Here is an 18633-nt window from a genome sequence, read left to right on the forward strand (position 1 = left end):
TCTTCGTGATTCATACTACTAGCTTAAATATAAATTGTTTTAAGATAATTGTCAATTATAACAGCTGGGGTTAAAGAGTAGGAGCCAAACATTGAGGCTTGACATTATTCATAATGAGGTATATACTAAATTTTGTAATATCCAATAGAATATTAAATGAGGTAGGTGCCCTACGGGCTTAATAGGGAAGACCGGTTAAAAGCCGGCGCGGTCCCGCCACTGTAACGGGGAGCAAGCTTAAGATATGCCACTGGGACGAGAGTCTTGGGAAGGTTTAAGCAAGCTGTGATCCGGAGCCAGGAGAACTGCCTATCTGACAGTCGCCGTTTTTACCCACGAGGTATGGGGAGGGGATTACAGTAAGCGCTTTTTAGGCGTACGTCGCTGAATTCACTCCTGGTCTTAAACCAGGAGTTTTTATTTGGCCCACTGTTAACAACTCCCGGCTATCTAACAGTCGGGAGTTTCATTATTTATGCTATTTTTTCAAACGCTCCTTTCGAATGTTGCGCCCTTGGCGCGGGTCATTATGACCATCCTTTTTCCAATCATACACTGATATACATATCAATATTAAACGCGGGGTGAAAGCATATGAGTGGATAGTTTTAAGAGAACCACGATAGTTAGTTTTTAGGTAATACATAAATTAGGAGTGGATTTATCTTGAGAAAAATGTATTTTTGGGTTGCAACTATCTGTATATTGACGGTATTTGGTTTTACCGGGCTAAGTCCCAAATCAGCCTGGGCTGCGCCGGCAGATCAGGGAAAAAAGGCTATATTGGTGGTAAGCTTTGGGACCACCTATGAAGATACCCGCAAAATGACCATTGAGGCGGTAGAAAGCAAAATTCGCACTGAATTTCCTGATTATGAAGTACGTCGTGCCTTCAGTTCTCATAAGATTATCAAAGTGTTAAAAGAGCGGGATGGTATTGATGTAGATACTCCTGAACAGGCTTTGAAGAGACTAAAAGATGATGGTTATACCACAGTCGCAGTGCAAACGTTAGATGTGATTCCCGGTGTTGAATATGATTATATTAATCGGGTTGTCCAAAAATATAAAACTGAGGGAGCCTTTAAGCAAATTGTGATGGGTCGATCTCTGCTGTATTATATGGGACAAGAGGATAAACCTGATGATTTTAAAACAGTGCTGCATGCATTTAAGACGCAATTACCTGCTTCTTTAAAAAAGGATGAAGCTATTCTGGTAATGGCCCATGGAACTCCTCATCCTGCCAATGCTTATTACACCGTGCTACAGGCTAAAATCAGTCAACTTGGCTGGAAAAATGTCTTTGTCTATACTGTGGAAGGAACACCTATGTTAGAAGATGTCATTCCGCAGCTCAAAGCCAATCGTATTAAAAAAGTTACTTTAGTTCCATTTATGCTGGTGGCTGGTGATCATGCCAATAATGACATGGCCGGTAGCGACAAGGAATCACATAAGAGCCAATTGATGGAAGCCGGCTTTAAAGTTGAAACCTATCTTCATGGACTAGGGGAAAATACCGCTATTCAAGATGTTTATGTAAATCATTTAAAAGAAGCAATGAAAACCCTACAATAATAATTAGAATATAAATGGAAAAGTAAAGCCTATCCCGGAATGTTTTTTCGGGACAGGCTTTTTAACTGTCAGACCAACTGTACAGAATCCGGTTTCTATGTGAAATATGAATCTGCTTGACATAAGGATTTTAATAAGATATTATGTAGAAGCTGTTCGCAGTTAACAAGTTACTGAACAGTAGTGATAATTACAAAAAATACCACCCAAAAACATATTGACACAGATAAAGACACTGTGTTAATATATAAAAGTCGCTGTGATACAGTGGCGTGTGTTCCCTGAAAACTGAACAATGTAAGAATGCATCAAAAGCGTACTATTGTACGGGCTGCATAATATTCATGGTCTTGACGGCCGTCATGTTATGTATTCTCGATACATTGTACGGGCCAGATGTGCGGTTCGTGTGTCGCTTGCGACATACGAAAACCTAAATTAATTCTTTATTGATTTAACGAGCCAACAAATGGCTTCATGATAACGCGGATGTTCGACTGCTAACGCAGCGAACAAAGCGATCACATCAGCGCTAAAGCGCTGTGTGCCTGTTTTTCATGGAGAGTTTGATCCTGGCTCAGGACGAACGCTGGCGGCGTGCCTAACACATGCAAGTCGAACGGAGTATTCATTTATGGATACTTAGTGGCGAACGGGTGAGTAACGCGTAGACAACCTGCCTCTAAATTGGGGACAACACCGCGAAAGTGGTGCTAATACCGAATGTGGTATCCTGGCCGCATGGCGAGGATAAGAAAGGTGGCCTCTATTTATAAGCTACCGTTTAGAGATGGGTCTGCGTCTGATTAGCTGGTTGGTGAGGTAACGGCTCACCAAGGCGACGATCAGTAGCCGGTCTGAGAGGATGAACGGCCACACTGGGACTGAGACACGGCCCAGACTCCTACGGGAGGCAGCAGTGGGGAATCTTCCGCAATGGACGAAAGTCTGACGGAGCAACGCCGCGTGAGTGAAGAAGGCCTTCGGGTTGTAAAGCTCTGTCGTTTGGGACGAACGTGGTTTGGGTGAATAATCCAAGCTAATGACGGTACCAAAGGAGGAAGCCACGGCTAACTACGTGCCAGCAGCCGCGGTAATACGTAGGTGGCAAGCGTTGTCCGGAATTATTGGGCGTAAAGGGCGCGTAGGTGGATCATTAAGTCTTGAGTCTAAGAGCGGTGCTCAACGCCGTATAGGCGCAGGAAACTGGAGATCTTGAGTGCAGGAGAGGAAAGCGGAATTCCCAGTGTAGCGGTGAAATGCGTAGATATTGGGAGGAACACCAGTGGCGAAGGCGGCTTTCTGGACTGTGTCTGACACTGAGGCGCGAAAGCCAGGGGAGCGAACGGGATTAGATACCCCGGTAGTCCTGGCCGTAAACGATGGATACTAGGTGTAGGAGGTATCGACCCCTTCTGTGCCGGAGTTAACGCAATAAGTATCCCGCCTGGGGAGTACGGCCGCAAGGTTGAAACTCAAAGGAATTGACGGGGGCCCGCACAAGCGGTGGAGTATGTGGTTTAATTCGACGCAACGCGAAGAACCTTACCAGGGCTTGACATTGAGCGAAAGGTCTAGAGATAGATCCCTCTCCTTCGGGAGACGCGAAAACAGGTGGTGCATGGCTGTCGTCAGCTCGTGTCGTGAGATGTTGGGTTAAGTCCCGCAACGAGCGCAACCCTTATCCTTTGTTGCCAGCACGTTATGGTGGGAACTCAAGGGAGACTGCCGCAGAGAATGCGGAGGAAGGCGGGGATGACGTCAAGTCATCATGCCCCTTATGTCCTGGGCTACACACGTACTACAATGGGCTTAAACAAAGCGAGGCAAGACCGCGAGGTCAAGCAAAGCGCGCAAATGAGCTCTCAGTTCGGATCGGAGGCTGCAACCCGCCTCCGTGAAGTCGGAATCGCTAGTAATCGCAGGTCAGCATACTGCGGTGAATACGTTCCCGGGCCTTGTACACACCGCCCGTCACACCACGAAAGTTGGAAACACCCGAAGCCGGTGGGGTAACCGGTTCGGTTAACAGTAGGCAGGAAGCGGGAAACGGGGGAAGCCGAAAGGAACTCCTGAAACCTGAAACCTGCAGACTGCTAACCGAATTGGAGCCAGCCGTCTAAGGTGGGGCCGATGATTGGGGTGAAGTCGTAACAAGGTAGCCGTATCGGAAGGTGCGGCTGGATCACCTCCTTTCTAGGGAGAACTGTTCGAGGTGACACTCGGACTACTTCCAAGGTCGGCGATACCATCGAGGAAGTCTGCAGACAGCAGATTATCTGACAGACCGTCGTAAAGGTCAGTCTTAATTCGATGTGCGGACATTTGGCGAATGCATAGATACTAGACGCACCATATGAGGTGGCTGTAGTATCGACTTACATTGTTTAGTTTTGAGGGAATGCAAAAGCGAGATTGCCACGCTGCGATGCCGTAAATGCCTAGTTAAGCACTATTCAATGACTTTATGCTTCGAATATGGTCTCATAGGCGACGGTGCTAGCAATGACCGGGGTTAAAATCCAATCGTCATTGCGAACGCAAGTGAAGCAATCTCGGTTACCACAAAATACCTGTTGAAATACACGGTGAACTGTGATAACATAAGTATTCCTGACAACAAAATCGTGGGGATATAGCTCAGCTGGGAGAGCGCTTGAATGGCATTCAAGAGGCCAGCGGTTCGATCCCGCTTATCTCCACCATATATCCAGTGACGATAGCTGCATGGTTCCACCCGTTCCCATACCGAACACGGAAGTTAAGCATGCAAACGCCAAAGGTACTTGGCTGGAAACGGCCCGGGAGAATAGGAAGTTGCTGGTTTAGGGAAAAGCAAAAAAAGTGAGATTGTCACGCTGGCGCTCGCAATGACGCAATAACGATGGTTTTTAACCCCTTGGTCATTGCGAACGAAGTGAAGCAATCTCAGTTACCACGAATACCTGTTGAAATATACGGTACAATGTGATAACATAGCTTTTCCGATGTTCCTTGAAAACTGCACAGAAGAAAGCAAAGTAAAGTAATACCTCTCATATGTAGATATGTAGAAGTAACTTAACAGCGTTCTATCGAACCAGCTGATGCGCAGGCCATGGCCAACAGGCCGTCACACTGTGTATTCTGGATTCGATGTGCGCAGCGCAATTAGGACGAACTAAAGGCAAAACGTAAGCTATGAACATGGCAACGCGAAACTGGCTAGAAATGGACAGATGCTAGGCGGAACGGAAACCCGAGCAGTGCCGCGTACTGGTGTACGCAAACAATCGGGTTGAGTACCAACAACGCAGATGGCTGTTTATAGACAGTTGCAGCTAAGTCAAGTTAATAAGGGCATACGGCGGATGCCTGGGCGCCAAGAGCCGACGAAGGACGCGGTAAGCTGCGAAAAGTCATGGGGAGCCGCAAGCAGGCACTGATCCATGAATATCCGAATGGGGGAACCCGGCGGTGATAATGCACCGTCACCTAACTTAGGTTAGGAGGGCACCCGGGGAACTGAAACATCTAAGTACCCGGAGGAAAAGTAATCAAACGAGATTCCCTAAGTAGCGGCGAGCGAACGGGGAAGAGCCCAAACCAGAGAGCTTTTGCTCTTTGGGGTTGAGGACCGGCGGAAGTTGAGCCAGGTCTAGTCGAACTACCTGGAAAGGTAGGCCGCAGAAGGTAACAGCCCTGTAGGCGAAAGACAGAGGCGAAACGGCTGGAATCCAGAGTACCACGGGACACGAGGAACCCTGTGGGAAGCAGGGGGGACCACCCTCCAAGGCAAAATACTCCTTGGCGACCGATAGCGCATAGTACCGTGAGGGAAAGGTGAAAAGCACCCCGGGAGGGGAGTGAAAGAGAACCTGAAACCGTATGTCTACAAGCAGTCGAAGACCGTTAAAAGGTCGACGGCGTGCCTATTGAAGAATGAACCGGCGAGTTACAGTAACTAGCGAGGTTAAGTGGAAAACACGGAGCCGGAGCGAAAGCGAGTCTCAAGAGGGCGGAAAGTTAGTTATTGTAGACCCGAAACCGCAGTGATCTATCCATGACCAGGGTGAAGCGCAGGTAAAAATGCGTGGAGGCCCGAACCCGTGAGCGTTGAAAAGCTTTGGGATGAGTTGTGGATAGGGGTGAAATGCCAATCGAACGCGGAGATAGCTGGTTCTCCCCGAAATAGCTTTAGGGCTAGCCTCAAGAGGTAAGTACAGACGGTAGAGCACTGATAGGGCTAGGGGCCGTTTAGGTTACTGAACCTTGTCAAACTGCGAATGGCTGTACTCAAAACTTGGGAGTCAGACTACGAGTGATAAGATCCGTGGTCAAGAGGGAAACAGCCCAGACCATCAGCTAAGGTCCCGAATGCCGTACTAAGTGGCAAAGGATGTGCAATTTCCGAAACAACCAGGATGTTGGCTTAGAAGCAGCCACCATTCAAAGAGTGCGTAATAGCTCACTGGTCGAGAGATTGTGCGCCGAAGATGACCGGGGCTAAAGTACGGAACCGAAGCTATGGATAGCGGTAGGCTGTCAACAGGCAGCAGGAATCGGAGGATATGAAATGATTGGAATATGAAGTAATTAGTAAACAGCTATATCGATTAAGAGAGAATGTTAACTCGTAACTTCCAGAATCCTGAAACCTGTTGACTGCCTACCGTTATGGTAGGGGAGCGTTCTATACCCGGTGAAGGTATACCGGAAGGAGTACTGGAGAGTATAGAAGTGAGAATGCCGGTATGAGTAGCGAAAAGACAAGTGAGAATCTTGTCCACCGAAAGCCTAAGGGTTTCTGAGGAAGGATCGTCCGCTCAGAGTCAGTCGGGACCTAAGCCGAGGCGAGGATGCGTAGGCGATGGACAACTGGTTAACATTCCAGTACCACCCGGAGTCGATTGAGCGAAGGAGTGACACAGAAGGGCAGGCAAGCGCGAGGATGGAAAGTCGCGTCTAAACTTGTAGGGTGCATCACAGGCAAATCCGTGATGCGAAAAGCCTGAGGAGTGACGGGGAGCTGTTAGAAATAAGAGCGAACTTGCTGATCCCCGGCTGTCAAGAAAAGCTTCTAGCGAGACAAAAGGTGCCCGTACCGCAAACCGACACAGGTAGGCGGGGAGAGAATCCTAAGGTGCGCGGGAGAACCCTCGTTAAGGAACTCGGCAAAATGTCCCCGTAACTTCGGGAAAAGGGGAGCCTCGGATGTGTACACTTGAAACGGTGGAAGCATAAAGAGGTTGCAAAAGAGAGGCCCAAGCGACTGTTTACCACAAACACAGGTGCCTGCTAAAGCGAAAGCTGACGTATAGGTGCTGACACCTGCCCGGTGCCGGAAGGTTAAGGGGAGCGGTTAGAGCAATCGAAGCTGCGAACTGAAGCCCCGGTAAACGGCGGCCGTAACTATAACGGTCCTAAGGTAGCGAAATTCCTTGTCGGGTAAGTTCCGACCCGCACGAAAGGTGTAACGACTTGGGCACTGTCTCAACGAGGGACCCGGTGAAATTGAAATACCTGTGAAGATGCAGGTTACCCGCGACTGGACAGAAAGACCCCATGGAGCTTTACTGCAACCTGACATTGAGTTTTGGTAAATGATGTACAGGATAGGTGGGAGACAGAGAAGCTGGGACGCAAGTTTCAGTGGAGTCGGTGTTGGGATACCACCCTTGATTTACCGGAATTCTAACCGAAGGAGTAACGAGACTCGGGACAGTGTCAGGCGGGCAGTTTGACTGGGGCGGTCGCCTCCGAAAGAGTAACGGAGGCGCCCAAAGGTTCCCTCAGCGCGGATGGAAATCGCGCGAAGAGTGTAAAGGCAGAAGGGAGCTTGACTGCGAGTCGTACAGGACGAGCAGGGACGAAAGTCGGGCTTAGTGATCCGGTGGTACCGAGTGGAAGGGCCATCGCTCAACGGATAAAAGCTACCCTGGGGATAACAGGCTAATCTCTCCCAAGAGTCCATATCGACGGGGAGGTTTGGCACCTCGATGTCGGCTCATCACATCCTGGGGCTGAAGTAGGTCCCAAGGGTTGGGCTGTTCGCCCATTAAAGTGGTACGTGAGCTGGGTTCAGAACGTCGTGAGACAGTTCGGTCCCTATCCATCGCGGGCGCAAGAGACTTGAAGGGAACTGCTCCTAGTACGAGAGGACCGGAGTGGACGGACCAATGGTGTACCAGTTATTCCGCCAGGAGTACAGCTGGGTAGCTACGTCCGGAAAGGATAAACGCTGAAAGCATCTAAGCGTGAAACCAGCCTTAAGATGAGGTCTGTCATTCGAAAGAAGTAAGGCCCCTTACAGATGATAAGGTAGATAGGCCAGGTGTGTAAGTGGAGCAATCCATTGAGCTGACTGGTACTAATCGGCCGAGGACTTGACTTAAACAAGCGAGCCAAAAGTTTGAGAGCGAAAGCGATAAGCAGAGAGCCCAAGAAGGCGAGCCGAGAGGCGAAGGCTGATTGGTGCGAATCGCTTAGTTCCGAGCGTTAGCGAGGAACATCCTATATTGCGCAGTCTTTCTTCTGTGACAGTTTTGAGGGAATGTATCCGGGAAACGCAGTTTTCGAACTTGCGAACCTCGAACACACGAACTCACGAATATATTCCTCGATAGCTCAGTTGGTAGAGCAATCGGCTGTTAACCGATCGGTCGTAGGTTCGAGTCCTACTCGAGGAGCCATTTTAATATCCAGAGCACTCACATTTGTGAGTGCTTTTTGTGTGCAAGAATAGTTAAGATTTATAGTTGCTAATAATATTAAAATATACTATAACTATTAGCGTTATAATATAAAGTTGCTTGTTAAAGATGACAAATATAATTAATAATTAATTGTCCACCAAGCCACGAAGTTAATTATTCCTTTTCAGCAGGAATAATTAACTTCGTGGCTTTTATTTTGCGGTACGTGCTTGAAGCGGAAGAGCCTCCTGCGTTCAGCATGATTATCATCCTTACTATCTTCAACAAAATCGAACTATCGCATCTAATCTTTCAAATTTACGTATACTCATATTGATGATATTATAATTAACAAGATAATTAATAACATTTGAAATATTCAAGAGAAAAAACTCCATATTTTTATACTTGTAGGCAACGGGTATCTTTGGAAACAGTACGCTAGGTCTAGTTTGGGTTTATAAAGTATACAATATATTGAATACATAATTCTTGTATACTTTATACTATATACAAACATATAGTTTAATTGTGTTAAAACTCATGATTAATTGTTTATGGGAGGGAGTGAAGCAGATGAATTTGAAAACGAACGCTCTATATTGCAAGGGCTGTGGCATTTGCATAGAGTTTTGCCCCAAAAAAGTTCTCGAATTAGATGAACTAGGCAAAATCAAAGTTGCTCGTGAAGCTGAGTGCATTAGTTGTGGTCAATGTGAATTACGTTGTCCGGACTATGCCATCTTTGTCCAGAAAAAAGTAATTTAGGAGGAACAAATTCAATGGCTAAAGCAGTATTAATGCAGGGCAATCACGCCTGTGCCGAAGGAGCTATTGCTGCAGGAGCCCGGTTTTTTGCCGGTTATCCCATTACTCCCTCGACTGAAGTAGCTGAGTTGCTCGCAAAAAGACTTCCGCAAGTTGGTGGTACTTTTATACAAATGGAAGACGAGATTGCTGGCATAGCTGCCGTCATCGGCGGCTCTCTAGCCGGGACTAAATCATTAACTGCAACCAGCGGTCCTGGGTTTTCTCTGAAACAGGAGCTCATTGGTTATGCGTCCATAGCCGAAGTACCTTGTGTAATTGTAAACGTGCAGCGTACCGGCCCAAGTACCGGTCAACCGACTTCTCCCGCACAAGGCGATATTATGCAAGCCCGTTGGGGATCACACGGAGACAGAGGCGTAATCGCTATTAGTCCGGCCAGTGTTCCCGAATGTTTCACACTGACTATCGAGGCATTCAACTTGGCTGAAAAATACCGCACTCCTGTCATTCTTTTGTTAGATGAGATTATCGGACATATGCGCGAAAAATTTGTAATGCCTGACATAAATGGACTGAATATTAAAAATAGAAAGAAACCGACACTTCCTCCCGGTAAATTTCAGCCCTTTAAACCGGATGAAGACGGAGTGCCTCCTATGCCAGCTTACGGCGAAGGCTATCGCTTCCATACCACCGGTCTGGTCCACGACTATACCGGCTTCCCAACTGGCAGTAATGCTGTTACTCATGAGATGATTGACAGGCTTCATACCAAAATCACGGGGAACATTGACGATATAGTGAAATACGAAGAAGTCGAACTAAATGACGCAGAAATAGCTGTCATCGCTTTTGGCGGTACTGCGCGCAGCGCTTACGCCGCAATTGACGCCGCCCGCACACAGGGTGTCAAGGCTGGTTTATTCCGTCCGATTACTATCTGGCCAGCGCCGGAGAAACAGCTTTTGCAACTAGCTGAGAAAGTTAAGGTTATCATTGTGGCTGAAATGAATTATGGCCAATATGTCAATGAGGTACGCCAGATTGTCCGCAGCAACACTAAAGTTGTTTCCCTTGCTAAGTGGAACAACGAACCCATTACGCCAAGCGAAATGCTTGAAGCTATCAATGCAGCCCGATAAGGAGGGGGAACATCGTGGAAGAATTAATAACCAAATACTTTCGTCCCAAATTGCCACATATTTGGTGTCCCGGCTGTGGCAACGGCATTGTCACAGCTTGTGTGGTCAGAGCAATTGACAAACTTGGGCTTAATCAGGATCAGACAGCTATTGTATCAGGTATCGGCTGTTCGTCTCGTGCCTCAGGTTACCTCAATTTTGATACCCTGCATACCGCACACGGACGCGCTATCCCATTTGCTACCGGCGTTAAGCTGACCAAACCCGATCACAACGTGATAGTACTCACCGGAGATGGTGACGCTACTGCAATCGGCGGCAACCACTTCATTCACGCCGCTCGCCGTAACATCAATCTTACCGTAGTTGTATTCAATAACAACATCTATGGTATGACGGGCGGTCAATATTCGCCGCTGACTCCGCATAGGGGTATGGCCACCACCGCGCCATATGGCAATGTTGATAGACCATTCGACCTTTGCGACTTGGCAAAAGGGGCGGGTGCTACGTTTATTGCTCGGGCAACAACTTACCATGCAACATTACTGACAGAACTCATTGCAAAGGCTATTTGCCATAAAGGCTTCGCTATCGTTGAAGCAATTACTGCTTGTCCGATATCATTTGGCCGTCAAAACAAAATGGGTAGTCCGGCTAACATGATCAAATGGCAGCGGGACAACGCCATTATGGTTGATGCTATGGCAAAAATGAAACCGGAGCAGATTGAGGGTAAATTTCCGATCGGTGTACTGTATCAAGGCGAAGGCTTCGAATATGTGACCGAGTACCAGAAAGTAATTAAGCGGGCAATGGGGAGTGGTAAGTAATATGATGGAATTTCGTTTAAGCGGCTCAGGCGGCCAAGGCTTAATCTTGGCAGGAATAATACTGGCGGAAGCTGCCATCGGCGACGATAAGGAAGCAGTTCAGTCTCAGTCCTATGGACCGGAGGCGCGAGGCGGTTCCAGTAAATCAGAAGTTATCATCAGTGAAGAGCCTATTCAATATCCTAAGGTAATTAACCCGGATTTTGTTTTGGCGATGACCCAAGAGGCACTCAACAAATATGGCGGTGATCTAAAAGAAGACGGTGTACTGCTGGTTGACAGCACATTTGTGAAAGAAGTACCTGATACATTTAGGCATGTGTATTCAGTACCAATCACTAAGATTGCCAAGGAACAGCTTGGCCGGGAGTTATTCGCCAATATTATTGCGCTCGGCAGTGTAGCCAAGCTTACTAGAGCAGTCAGCTCGGGGGCGTTGGAAAGAGCCGTACTGGCCCGAGTGCCTAAAGGTACGGAAGAGGCCAATAAGCTGGCGCTAGAGTTAGGGTTTTCATCAATAAAATTATAATTTATTAAACAAAAGTGAACTGGGGGAAGAAGAATGTCCGAAAAGTATAATCCGTATCAAAACATGCTTGATGTTCTTGATGATGCTGCGATGAGACTCGGATTAAGCATTAATGATTACATCACGTTGCGTCAACCGGAACGGGAGCTGATAGTTTCTGTGCCGGTGGTTATGGATGATGGACGCACGGAAGTTTTTACAGGTTACAGAGTACAGCACAGCAGTACGCGGGGACCCTGCAAGGGGGGGATAAGATTTCATCCGGCGTCTGATCTGGACGAAGTAAAGGCGTTGGCAGCCTGGATGACCTGGAAATGCGCTGTTGTCAACATACCGTATGGCGGGGCAAAAGGCGGTGTAAGGTGTGACCCCTCTAAGCTAAGTCAATCAGAATTAAAAAATATGACTAGACGCTATACGGCGATGATTTTGCCCATTCTAGGGCCAGAACAGGATGTGCCGGCCCCTGATGTCAATACTGACGCACAAGTCATGGCTTGGATCATGGATACGTACAGCACCTTCAAAGGGCATGTGGTGCCGGCCGTGGTGACAGGGAAACCCCTTGAAATCGGTGGTTCACTGGGAAGGCGAGAGGCCACTGGGAGGGGTGTCATGTTTTCACTCCTTAACCTGCTGGAAACACTGGGGCTTGAAAAGCAAGGAAAAACCGTTGCAATTCAGGGTTTCGGTAATGTCGGCGGCGTAGCCGCACAACTTTTACAGAAAAATGGTTTTAAAATTGTGGCCATTAGCGACGCATCTTGTGCGCTTTATAAGCAAGATGGCATTGATATTGAAGCCGCCACACGCTATGCCGAGGATAATAAACGCCTGCTTGTAGGTTATAACGAAGCCGGTATTGAGGTAATTACAAATGAGGAATTATTGGAACTTAATGTTGATGTACTTATTCCGGCGGCACTTGAAAACCAAATAAAAGAGGAAAATGTAAATAATATCCGCGCCAAAATAATAGTCGAAGCGGCCAATGGCCCTACCACTAAACAAGCCGACGAAATCCTGGAGAAAAAGGGAGTAATTGTTGTTCCGGACATTCTGGCTAATGCTGGGGGAGTGGTGGTTTCATACTTTGAGTGGGTGCAAAACGAACAATCCTTTACATGGGATGAAGATTACATAAATAGTAACTTAGAGAAGATTATGAAAAAAGCATTTGATGAGGTCTGGCAGGTGCATGTTGATAAAGGGGTATCGTTGCGATTAGCTGCTTATATGGTAGCCCTGGAAAGAGTAGTCAAAACTAAAAAGCTTCGCGGAGTTTTTCCTTAATAAAGCTTTTGTGCAGTTTAATATTATTCACGCACGTAATGTAAAAGTCTGATCTGCGTATGTCATGGTTGCACTTGTTTTCCCAGTGAGAATCATGGCAGAAGAACGCACAAGGGCTGGCTATCCTTGTGCGTTCTCTACCTATACCATGGTTTATGAGAATGGAATACTACGGTATATCTGCATATAAAACTGGTCTTCAATAAAATCGAATTACCCTATTTAACATTTCAAATTTACAGAAGATTACTGCAATGATATTATGTGTGCCAAAGAGGTTGCGATTCTTATTTAAATATAACTAGTGTGTTTATAAGAATGCGAATTTTCTAAATAATACTCTGATATGGATGAGGGAGTTGGTGGAAAAGGTGAATGGAATAGAATTGTTAAACGCGGGAGAACAAGGACTGGTTATAGAGTTTGGCAAGGAAATTAGTGAAGCGGTAAATCGTAAGGTTCATCAACTGGCGAGAAGGCTAATCTCGGAACCAGACATGGCAATTCTAGAAATTGTGCCAACGTACCGATCTTTGCTGGTATATTTTGATCCTCTTAAAATAAGTCGTAAAGATTTAAGTGAACAAATCGAACGGATTGCGGCAGAAGAAAAAATGTTTCATTCGGAAGAGAGCAAGGAAGTTACCAATATTGTACAAATTCCAGTGTGTTACGGTGGTGAGTTTGGCCCTGACTTAGAGTTTGTGGCTCAGCACAATGGAATTTCAGTCGACGAGGTAGTGAATATACATACTTCTACTCCCTATCTGGTATACATGCTGGGATTTACACCTGGATTTCCTTATCTAGGCGGTATGTCAGAAAAAATTGCCACTCCGCGTTTAGAGAAGCCTAGAGTGCAAATTCCAGCAGGGTCTGTTGGTATTGCGGGAAGTCAAACAGGATTTTATCCTGTGGACAGCCCTGGCGGGTGGCGGTTAATTGGGCGTACACCGATAAAAGCGTTTAATCCCGCTGCTACTAATCCGTTCCTGTTCGCAGCAGGCGATTATTTGCAATTTAAGCCTGTATCTGTAGACGAATTCTTTGAAATCCGTAGAGAGGTAGATGCTGGCACTTACAGTCCTGAGATCACAAGCCTGCAGAAAGGGTGAACATATGTTTACAACGATAAACCCAGGTTTCTTTACAACTATTCAAGATAATGGGCGATGGGGTTACCAGGCATACGGGATGCCGGTTGCGGGAGCAATGGACCGCTATGCTTACCGGGTTGCCAATTTATTGGTCGGTAACAAAGCTGGTGCTGCTGTTATTGAGATGACCATACTTGGTGCAACATTTAAATTTGATGAGAGTCAACTCGTCGCTATCTGCGGCGCTGACATGCAAGCAAAGCTAGATGGTGTAGGTGTTAATAACTGGTCATCTTTTGTTGTTCGAAAAGGAAGCGAACTGAAATTTGAGTATGCAGTAACCGGTTGCAGAGCGTATCTGGCAGTTCGCGGAGGAATTGATGTGCCAAGCGTGTTAGGTAGCCGCTCTACTTATACGCGGGCTAAAATTGGAGGATTAGAGGGAAGGGCTCTTCGCCAGGGGGATGTATTGAATATTGCCCAAGATATAGAAGACATAGAAAATGGGATTCAGACACGAGTGTTGGAAGCTCAGTATATTCCCTGTTATGATCAAAACATATCTTTAAGGGTTCTTTTGGGTCCGCAGGCTGATATGTTTACCGCAGAAGCGATAACGACCTTTTTAAACAATGAGTACGTAATTACTGACGAAGCGGACCGGATGGGTTATCGGCTAGTAGGTCCTAAGATTACGCATGTCAATAAAGCGGATATAGTCTCAGATGCTTTGCCTTTCGGAGCAATTCAAGTACCGGCGCATGGTATGCCCATAATCATGATGGCAGACCGACAAACTACCGGGGGATATGCGAAAATCGGCACTGTCATAAGTCCGGATTTGTCGAAGCTGGCACAGGCTAAGCCAGGGGATTTGGTTCATTTCAGTTTGTGCTCGGAAAATGAGGCGATAGACGCCTTCAAAGAAGAACAGCAACGTTATACGGATATTGTTCGGAGTTTCCATGATCAAAAGAATTCTTCTGGTCTTGTTCGGCACTTCAGCATTGTTGTTAACCAACAGGCTTATAAAGTTCAGGTGGAAGAGTATATATCCTAGATCAAGGGGGGGATAAATGCCAATCTACAACACGCCAAAGAAAGGAGGCAGAAGCGGCAAAACGCATTCTTGAGGAATTTTATGGTATATATTTGAAATCACTTTCGTATTTGGCTAAGCTTCGATTATCTAAATTTTAAGGATGAGGGGGAATTTTTATAATGGGGAACTTATCCTATATGGACCCAAAAGATGTGAGAAATTTGATTCGGCAAAACAATCTGGTAAGACCAACTGCTGGCATAGCACAGGGCTATACTCAGGCCAACTTAGCCATTTTACCCAAAGAGTTGGCATATGATTTTTTACTGTTTGCTCAACGCAATCCTAAACCATGCCCTATTCTTGATGTTACAGAGGTAGGGTCGCCCGAGCCTAAGATGGTAGCGACAGGGGCTGACTTGCGGTACGATATACCGAAGTATCGGGTGTACAAAAAAGGCCAACTGCACGAAGAAGTTCTTGATTTAGAAAAGTATTGGACTAAAGACTTGGTTGCTTTTTTATTAGGCTGTAGTTTTTCATTTGAGACAGCCTTGCTAAAAAACCAAATACCTGTGAGGCATATCGAGGAGAACTGCAATGTTCCGATGTACATAACAAATATTGAATGTCGTCCGGCTGGAGTATTTTCCGGTCCGATTGTTGTCAGCATGCGACCTATTCCTGAAGAAATGGTTGTGCGCGCCGTGCAGGTAACGTCGAGGTTTCCGGCTGTCCATGGGGCTCCTGTACATATAGGGTCTCCTAGCAGCATCGGCATTAAAGATATAAGTAAACCCGATTTTGGTGATCCGGTGACGATTAATCCGGGAGAAGTACCTGTTTTTTGGGCTTGTGGAGTTACTCCTCAGGCGGTAGCGATGAAAGTAAAACCTGACTTGATGATTACTCATGCTCCCGGGCATATGTTTATCTGTGATATTCGTGATGAAGACTTATCAGCATTTTAAGTAAATAGTGTTTCTAATTCTTCAGTGGTATTACTATATGAAATCCAATAAAGATTTTTTTCTAGGCGTGTTGTTAGTAACGCTCCACCGTTGGCGCTTGACTTACGCTTATACTAACATCATGCCTGTAAATCTTTATTGGATACTATATAGCTAAAAAAAGAATTTGGATGGAGGTATGGTAATGGATCCAGTGAGAGTTACAGAGATCCCGGAGGCTGGGGTGGCTTCAAAATCTTGGTGGCGGGAAGTTACCCGCAAGGAATGGAATGCACTTGCGGCTGGTTTTTTTGGTTATGCACTTGATGCATTTGACGTCATGGTGTATGCTTTTGCATTAACCACCCTACTGAAAGAATGGAACTTAAATCCTGTTGAAGCCGGTTTTCTGGCCACAGTCACCTTGTTCTCTTCCGCGATCGGTGGCATAGGAGCTGGCGCGGTTGCCGATAAACTTGGCCGTAAAAAAGGGATTATGGCGACAATTCTTTTATTTTCAATTTTCACAGGACTTAGCGGTCTGACCCAAAATCTTGTACAGTTGGCGATAGCCCGTACAATTTTAGGGTTGGGTATGGGCGGACAGTGGACGGCCGGTGTACTTTTGATATCTGAGACATGGTCTGGAAAACATCGTGGTAAAGCCATTGGGATTATGCAGAGTGGATGGGCCTTTGGCTATGTAATGGCTGCAATTGCGGCCATGTTTGTCCTTCCGCTTTGGGGCTGGCGGACACTCTTTATTATAGGCATTATTCCAGGAATATTTTTGCTCATCTGGCTTGCCTTGGCTGTTGAAGAAACTGAGATGTGGAAGAAAGCGCGCGAAGAAAAGAAGAGTACAAAACTCGACTTCTTTCAAATATTCCGTGCCGACCTTATTCGCTATACAATCGTTATCACATTTGCAAGTACGTTCTTGATGTTCGCGTATTGGGGCCTGTTTACCTGGATGCCGGGATATTTGAGCACACCTGTTGAAAAGGGTGGAGCAGGACTAAGTGTGCTAAAATCCTCCGGGTTTATGATTCCCTCAATGCTTGGTGCTTGGGTAGGTTATGTGACATTCGGTTTCTTTGCCGACAAGTTTGGCCGTCGCCCCGTCTTTGCGTCCTATCTGGCTGTTGCCGCAGTCTTAGTATATGTTTATGGTACTGTTCGTGACGCAAATACCATCCTGTTGCTAGGACCACTTGTCGGTATGTTTGGCTCAGGCGCATTTAGCGGTTTTGGTGCATTTTGTTCTGAGTGCTTTCCTACCAGGGCAAGAGGTTTGGGGGTTGGTTTTACCTATAATGTTGGTCGCATGCTGAGTGCGGTTTCCCCGATGGTTATAGGTTATTTTGCAGGAATTTATGGTATGGGATCGGCACTGGGTCTTACTTCTCTCGCTTATTTGCTTGCTGGAGCAACTATCTTCCTTATCCCTGAATCAAAAGGAAAGGAACTGGAATAATCCTTGCTTTGAAAAGGCATAAACTTTTTTACTTGGAGGTTTAGTCAATGCGGATTGATTTGAATTGTGATATGGGAGAAAGTTTTGGGGTTTACACTCTTGGGCATGACGAGGCAGCAATGCCTTATGTCACATCCATTAATGTAGCGTGTGGTTTTCATGCATCTGACCCTAGTAATATATTAAAAACCATCAAGAAAGCTAAGCAATATAACTTGGCTATCGGGGCGCATCCTTCCTTTCCTGACTTAGTTGGGTTTGGTCGACGGGCTTTAGCGGCATCAAAAGATGAGATATACGCAGATGTAGTTTATCAAATTGGTGCTTTGATAGGAATGTGTAAATCAGAGGGGCTTACTTTGCAGCATGTTAAGGCTCATGGAGCGTTATATAACATGGCGGAAAAAGATATTAATGTAGCTGCGGCCATTGCTGAGGCGATAAGAAGAGTAGACCCGACTCTTTATATGGTTTGTTCCTGTGGTTCCGTAATGGTCCAGGCAGCTCAAGCCGCAGGTGTTAAATATGTTGAAGAAGCCTTCGCCGACCGTGCTTATACTAAGGACGGCACGCTTGTTCCCCGAAGGCAGTCAGGGGCGGTAATACACAATACGCAAGAAGTTGCCGACAGGGTGCTGAATCTTATTAAGACAGGTAATGTTAAGGCCATAGACGGGTCAGAAGTGGTACTAAAAGCACAGACCATTTGTGTACATGGCGATACTCCGGGAGCAGTTGATATGATCAAAGAAATTAGAGCTAAACTAATTCAAGAAGGGATTACAGTTAGCCCGTTTGGCAAGTAACCTAAACCCAGCTTGAATGTTGGGGATTTTTCTACGGATGAGAGTAGTCATACTTAGGTAAATAGTAGGTTTCGTTTCTTAGGGAACGGAACCTACTCTGATAAATGAGTTGCTCTAACTAAATTTTTGACAGAAAGCGATTAGTTTTTTGAGGTACATTTATGCATGCCATAAATTTTTCTTTGCCCGAATGTTATAGCTCCTTGATCAATCGCAGTAAACTATGTACTATTCGTCACGGAGATAAAACAGGTCAGTATACGGAAGGTGAGATTGTAAGCGTCTTATTCGGGGGAATTTATACTAATCGGACAAAATTATATACCGCCTTCATCGACCAGGTGCTTGTAAAACCCCTATCGTTATTAACAAACCGGGACATAAATGGAGAAAATTTAAATTTAAATACTGTTGATGAATTTATTGTTTGGTATAATG

The 18633-nt window shown here is 46.1% G+C and carries 11 protein-coding genes, 2 tRNA genes, 3 rRNA genes and 1 riboswitch; all 16 genes read left to right on the plus strand.

Translation table 11 applies throughout. From position 1 onward, the window contains the following. Window positions 1–146: 146 nt before the first annotated feature. Window positions 147–327: riboswitch (cobalamin riboswitch) on the plus strand. Between the two features lie 348 nt (window positions 328–675). Then, entirely contained in the window at window positions 676–1581 is a 906-nt protein-coding gene (locus SCACP_RS03245) for a sirohydrochlorin cobaltochelatase (RefSeq protein WP_425061306.1), read from the plus strand. Between the two features lie 554 nt (window positions 1582–2135). Then, window positions 2136–3777, plus strand: a 16S ribosomal RNA gene (locus SCACP_RS03250). Window positions 3778–4210: 433 nt separating this feature from the next. Beyond that, window positions 4211–4286, plus strand: a tRNA-Ala gene (locus tag SCACP_RS03255). 4 nt (window positions 4287–4290) lie between these two features. After that, window positions 4291–4407 (plus strand): 5S ribosomal RNA (gene rrf / locus SCACP_RS03260). Window positions 4408–4904: 497 nt separating this feature from the next. Then, window positions 4905–7954 (plus strand): 23S ribosomal RNA (locus SCACP_RS03265). Together the 16S, 23S and 5S rRNA genes with 2 tRNA genes alongside form the textbook arrangement of a ribosomal RNA operon. Before the next feature lie 222 nt (window positions 7955–8176). Further along, window positions 8177–8252 (plus strand) — tRNA-Asn (locus SCACP_RS03270). 579 nt (window positions 8253–8831) lie between these two features. After that, window positions 8832–9023 (plus strand): 4Fe-4S binding protein, encoded by a 192-nt coding sequence (locus SCACP_RS03275; protein ID WP_425059998.1) that lies wholly within the window; start codon window positions 8832–8834, stop codon window positions 9021–9023. Between the two features lie 14 nt (window positions 9024–9037). Further along, entirely contained in the window at window positions 9038–10168 is a 1131-nt protein-coding gene (locus SCACP_RS03280) for a 2-oxoacid:acceptor oxidoreductase subunit alpha (RefSeq protein ID WP_425059999.1), read from the plus strand. Window positions 10169–10182: 14 nt separating this feature from the next. Then, the gene (locus SCACP_RS03285; protein ID WP_425060000.1) at window positions 10183–11001 is read left to right on the plus strand and encodes a 2-oxoacid:ferredoxin oxidoreductase subunit beta; all 819 of its coding nucleotides are present in this window, start codon (window positions 10183–10185) and stop codon (window positions 10999–11001) included. Between the two features lies 1 nt (window position 11002). Then, on the plus strand, window positions 11003–11530 hold the full coding sequence (locus tag SCACP_RS03290; RefSeq protein ID WP_425060001.1) for a 2-oxoacid:acceptor oxidoreductase family protein: 528 nt from the start codon (window positions 11003–11005) through the stop codon (window positions 11528–11530). A gap of 33 nt (window positions 11531–11563) precedes the next feature. After that, window positions 11564–12823 carry a Glu/Leu/Phe/Val family dehydrogenase gene (locus tag SCACP_RS03295; protein WP_425060002.1) on the plus strand — a complete coding sequence of 420 codons (1260 nt, stop codon included), beginning with the start codon at window positions 11564–11566 and terminating at the stop codon, window positions 12821–12823. A 362-nt stretch (window positions 12824–13185) separates the two neighbouring features. Next, on the plus strand, window positions 13186–13938 hold the full coding sequence (gene pxpB, locus SCACP_RS03300; RefSeq protein WP_425060003.1) for a 5-oxoprolinase subunit PxpB: 753 nt from the start codon (window positions 13186–13188) through the stop codon (window positions 13936–13938). Between the two features lie 4 nt (window positions 13939–13942). Continuing rightward, complete coding sequence (locus SCACP_RS03305) at window positions 13943–14980, plus strand: biotin-dependent carboxyltransferase family protein (protein WP_425060004.1); 1038 nt, start codon at window positions 13943–13945, stop codon at window positions 14978–14980. Window positions 14981–15141: 161 nt separating this feature from the next. After that, window positions 15142–15933 carry a putative hydro-lyase gene (locus SCACP_RS03310; RefSeq protein WP_425060005.1) on the plus strand — a complete coding sequence of 264 codons (792 nt, stop codon included), beginning with the start codon at window positions 15142–15144 and terminating at the stop codon, window positions 15931–15933. A 184-nt stretch (window positions 15934–16117) separates the two neighbouring features. Further along, window positions 16118–17389, plus strand: coding sequence for an MFS transporter (locus tag SCACP_RS03315; RefSeq protein WP_425060006.1), 1272 nt, complete (start codon window positions 16118–16120; stop codon window positions 17387–17389). A gap of 47 nt (window positions 17390–17436) precedes the next feature. Then, window positions 17437–18195 (plus strand): LamB/YcsF family protein, encoded by a 759-nt coding sequence (locus SCACP_RS03320; RefSeq protein WP_425060007.1) that lies wholly within the window; start codon window positions 17437–17439, stop codon window positions 18193–18195. Window positions 18196–18633 lie beyond the last annotated feature (438 nt).

Source organism: Sporomusaceae bacterium ACPt (genome assembly GCA_041428575.1).
Taxonomy (GTDB): domain Bacteria; phylum Bacillota; class Negativicutes; order Sporomusales; family Sporomusaceae; genus Sporomusa_D; species Sporomusa_D carbonis.

Excerpts from the sequence above, each read along its gene's own strand:
- SCACP_RS03280 (WP_425059999.1), top strand. The coding sequence starts at position 9,038 with ATGGCTAAAGCAGTATTAATGCAGGGCAATCACGCCTGTGCCGAAGGA.
- SCACP_RS03305 (WP_425060004.1), top strand. The coding sequence starts at position 13,943 with ATGTTTACAACGATAAACCCAGGTTTCTTTACAACTATTCAAGATAAT.
- SCACP_RS03275 (WP_425059998.1), top strand. The coding sequence starts at position 8,832 with ATGAATTTGAAAACGAACGCTCTATATTGCAAGGGCTGTGGCATTTGC.
- SCACP_RS03315 (WP_425060006.1), top strand. The coding sequence starts at position 16,118 with ATGGATCCAGTGAGAGTTACAGAGATCCCGGAGGCTGGGGTGGCTTCA.
- SCACP_RS03245 (WP_425061306.1), top strand. The coding sequence starts at position 676 with ATGTATTTTTGGGTTGCAACTATCTGTATATTGACGGTATTTGGTTTT.
- SCACP_RS03290 (WP_425060001.1), top strand. The coding sequence starts at position 11,003 with ATGATGGAATTTCGTTTAAGCGGCTCAGGCGGCCAAGGCTTAATCTTG.
- SCACP_RS03310 (WP_425060005.1), top strand. The coding sequence starts at position 15,142 with ATGGGGAACTTATCCTATATGGACCCAAAAGATGTGAGAAATTTGATT.
- SCACP_RS03295 (WP_425060002.1), top strand. The coding sequence starts at position 11,564 with ATGTCCGAAAAGTATAATCCGTATCAAAACATGCTTGATGTTCTTGAT.
- SCACP_RS03320 (WP_425060007.1), top strand. The coding sequence starts at position 17,437 with ATGCGGATTGATTTGAATTGTGATATGGGAGAAAGTTTTGGGGTTTAC.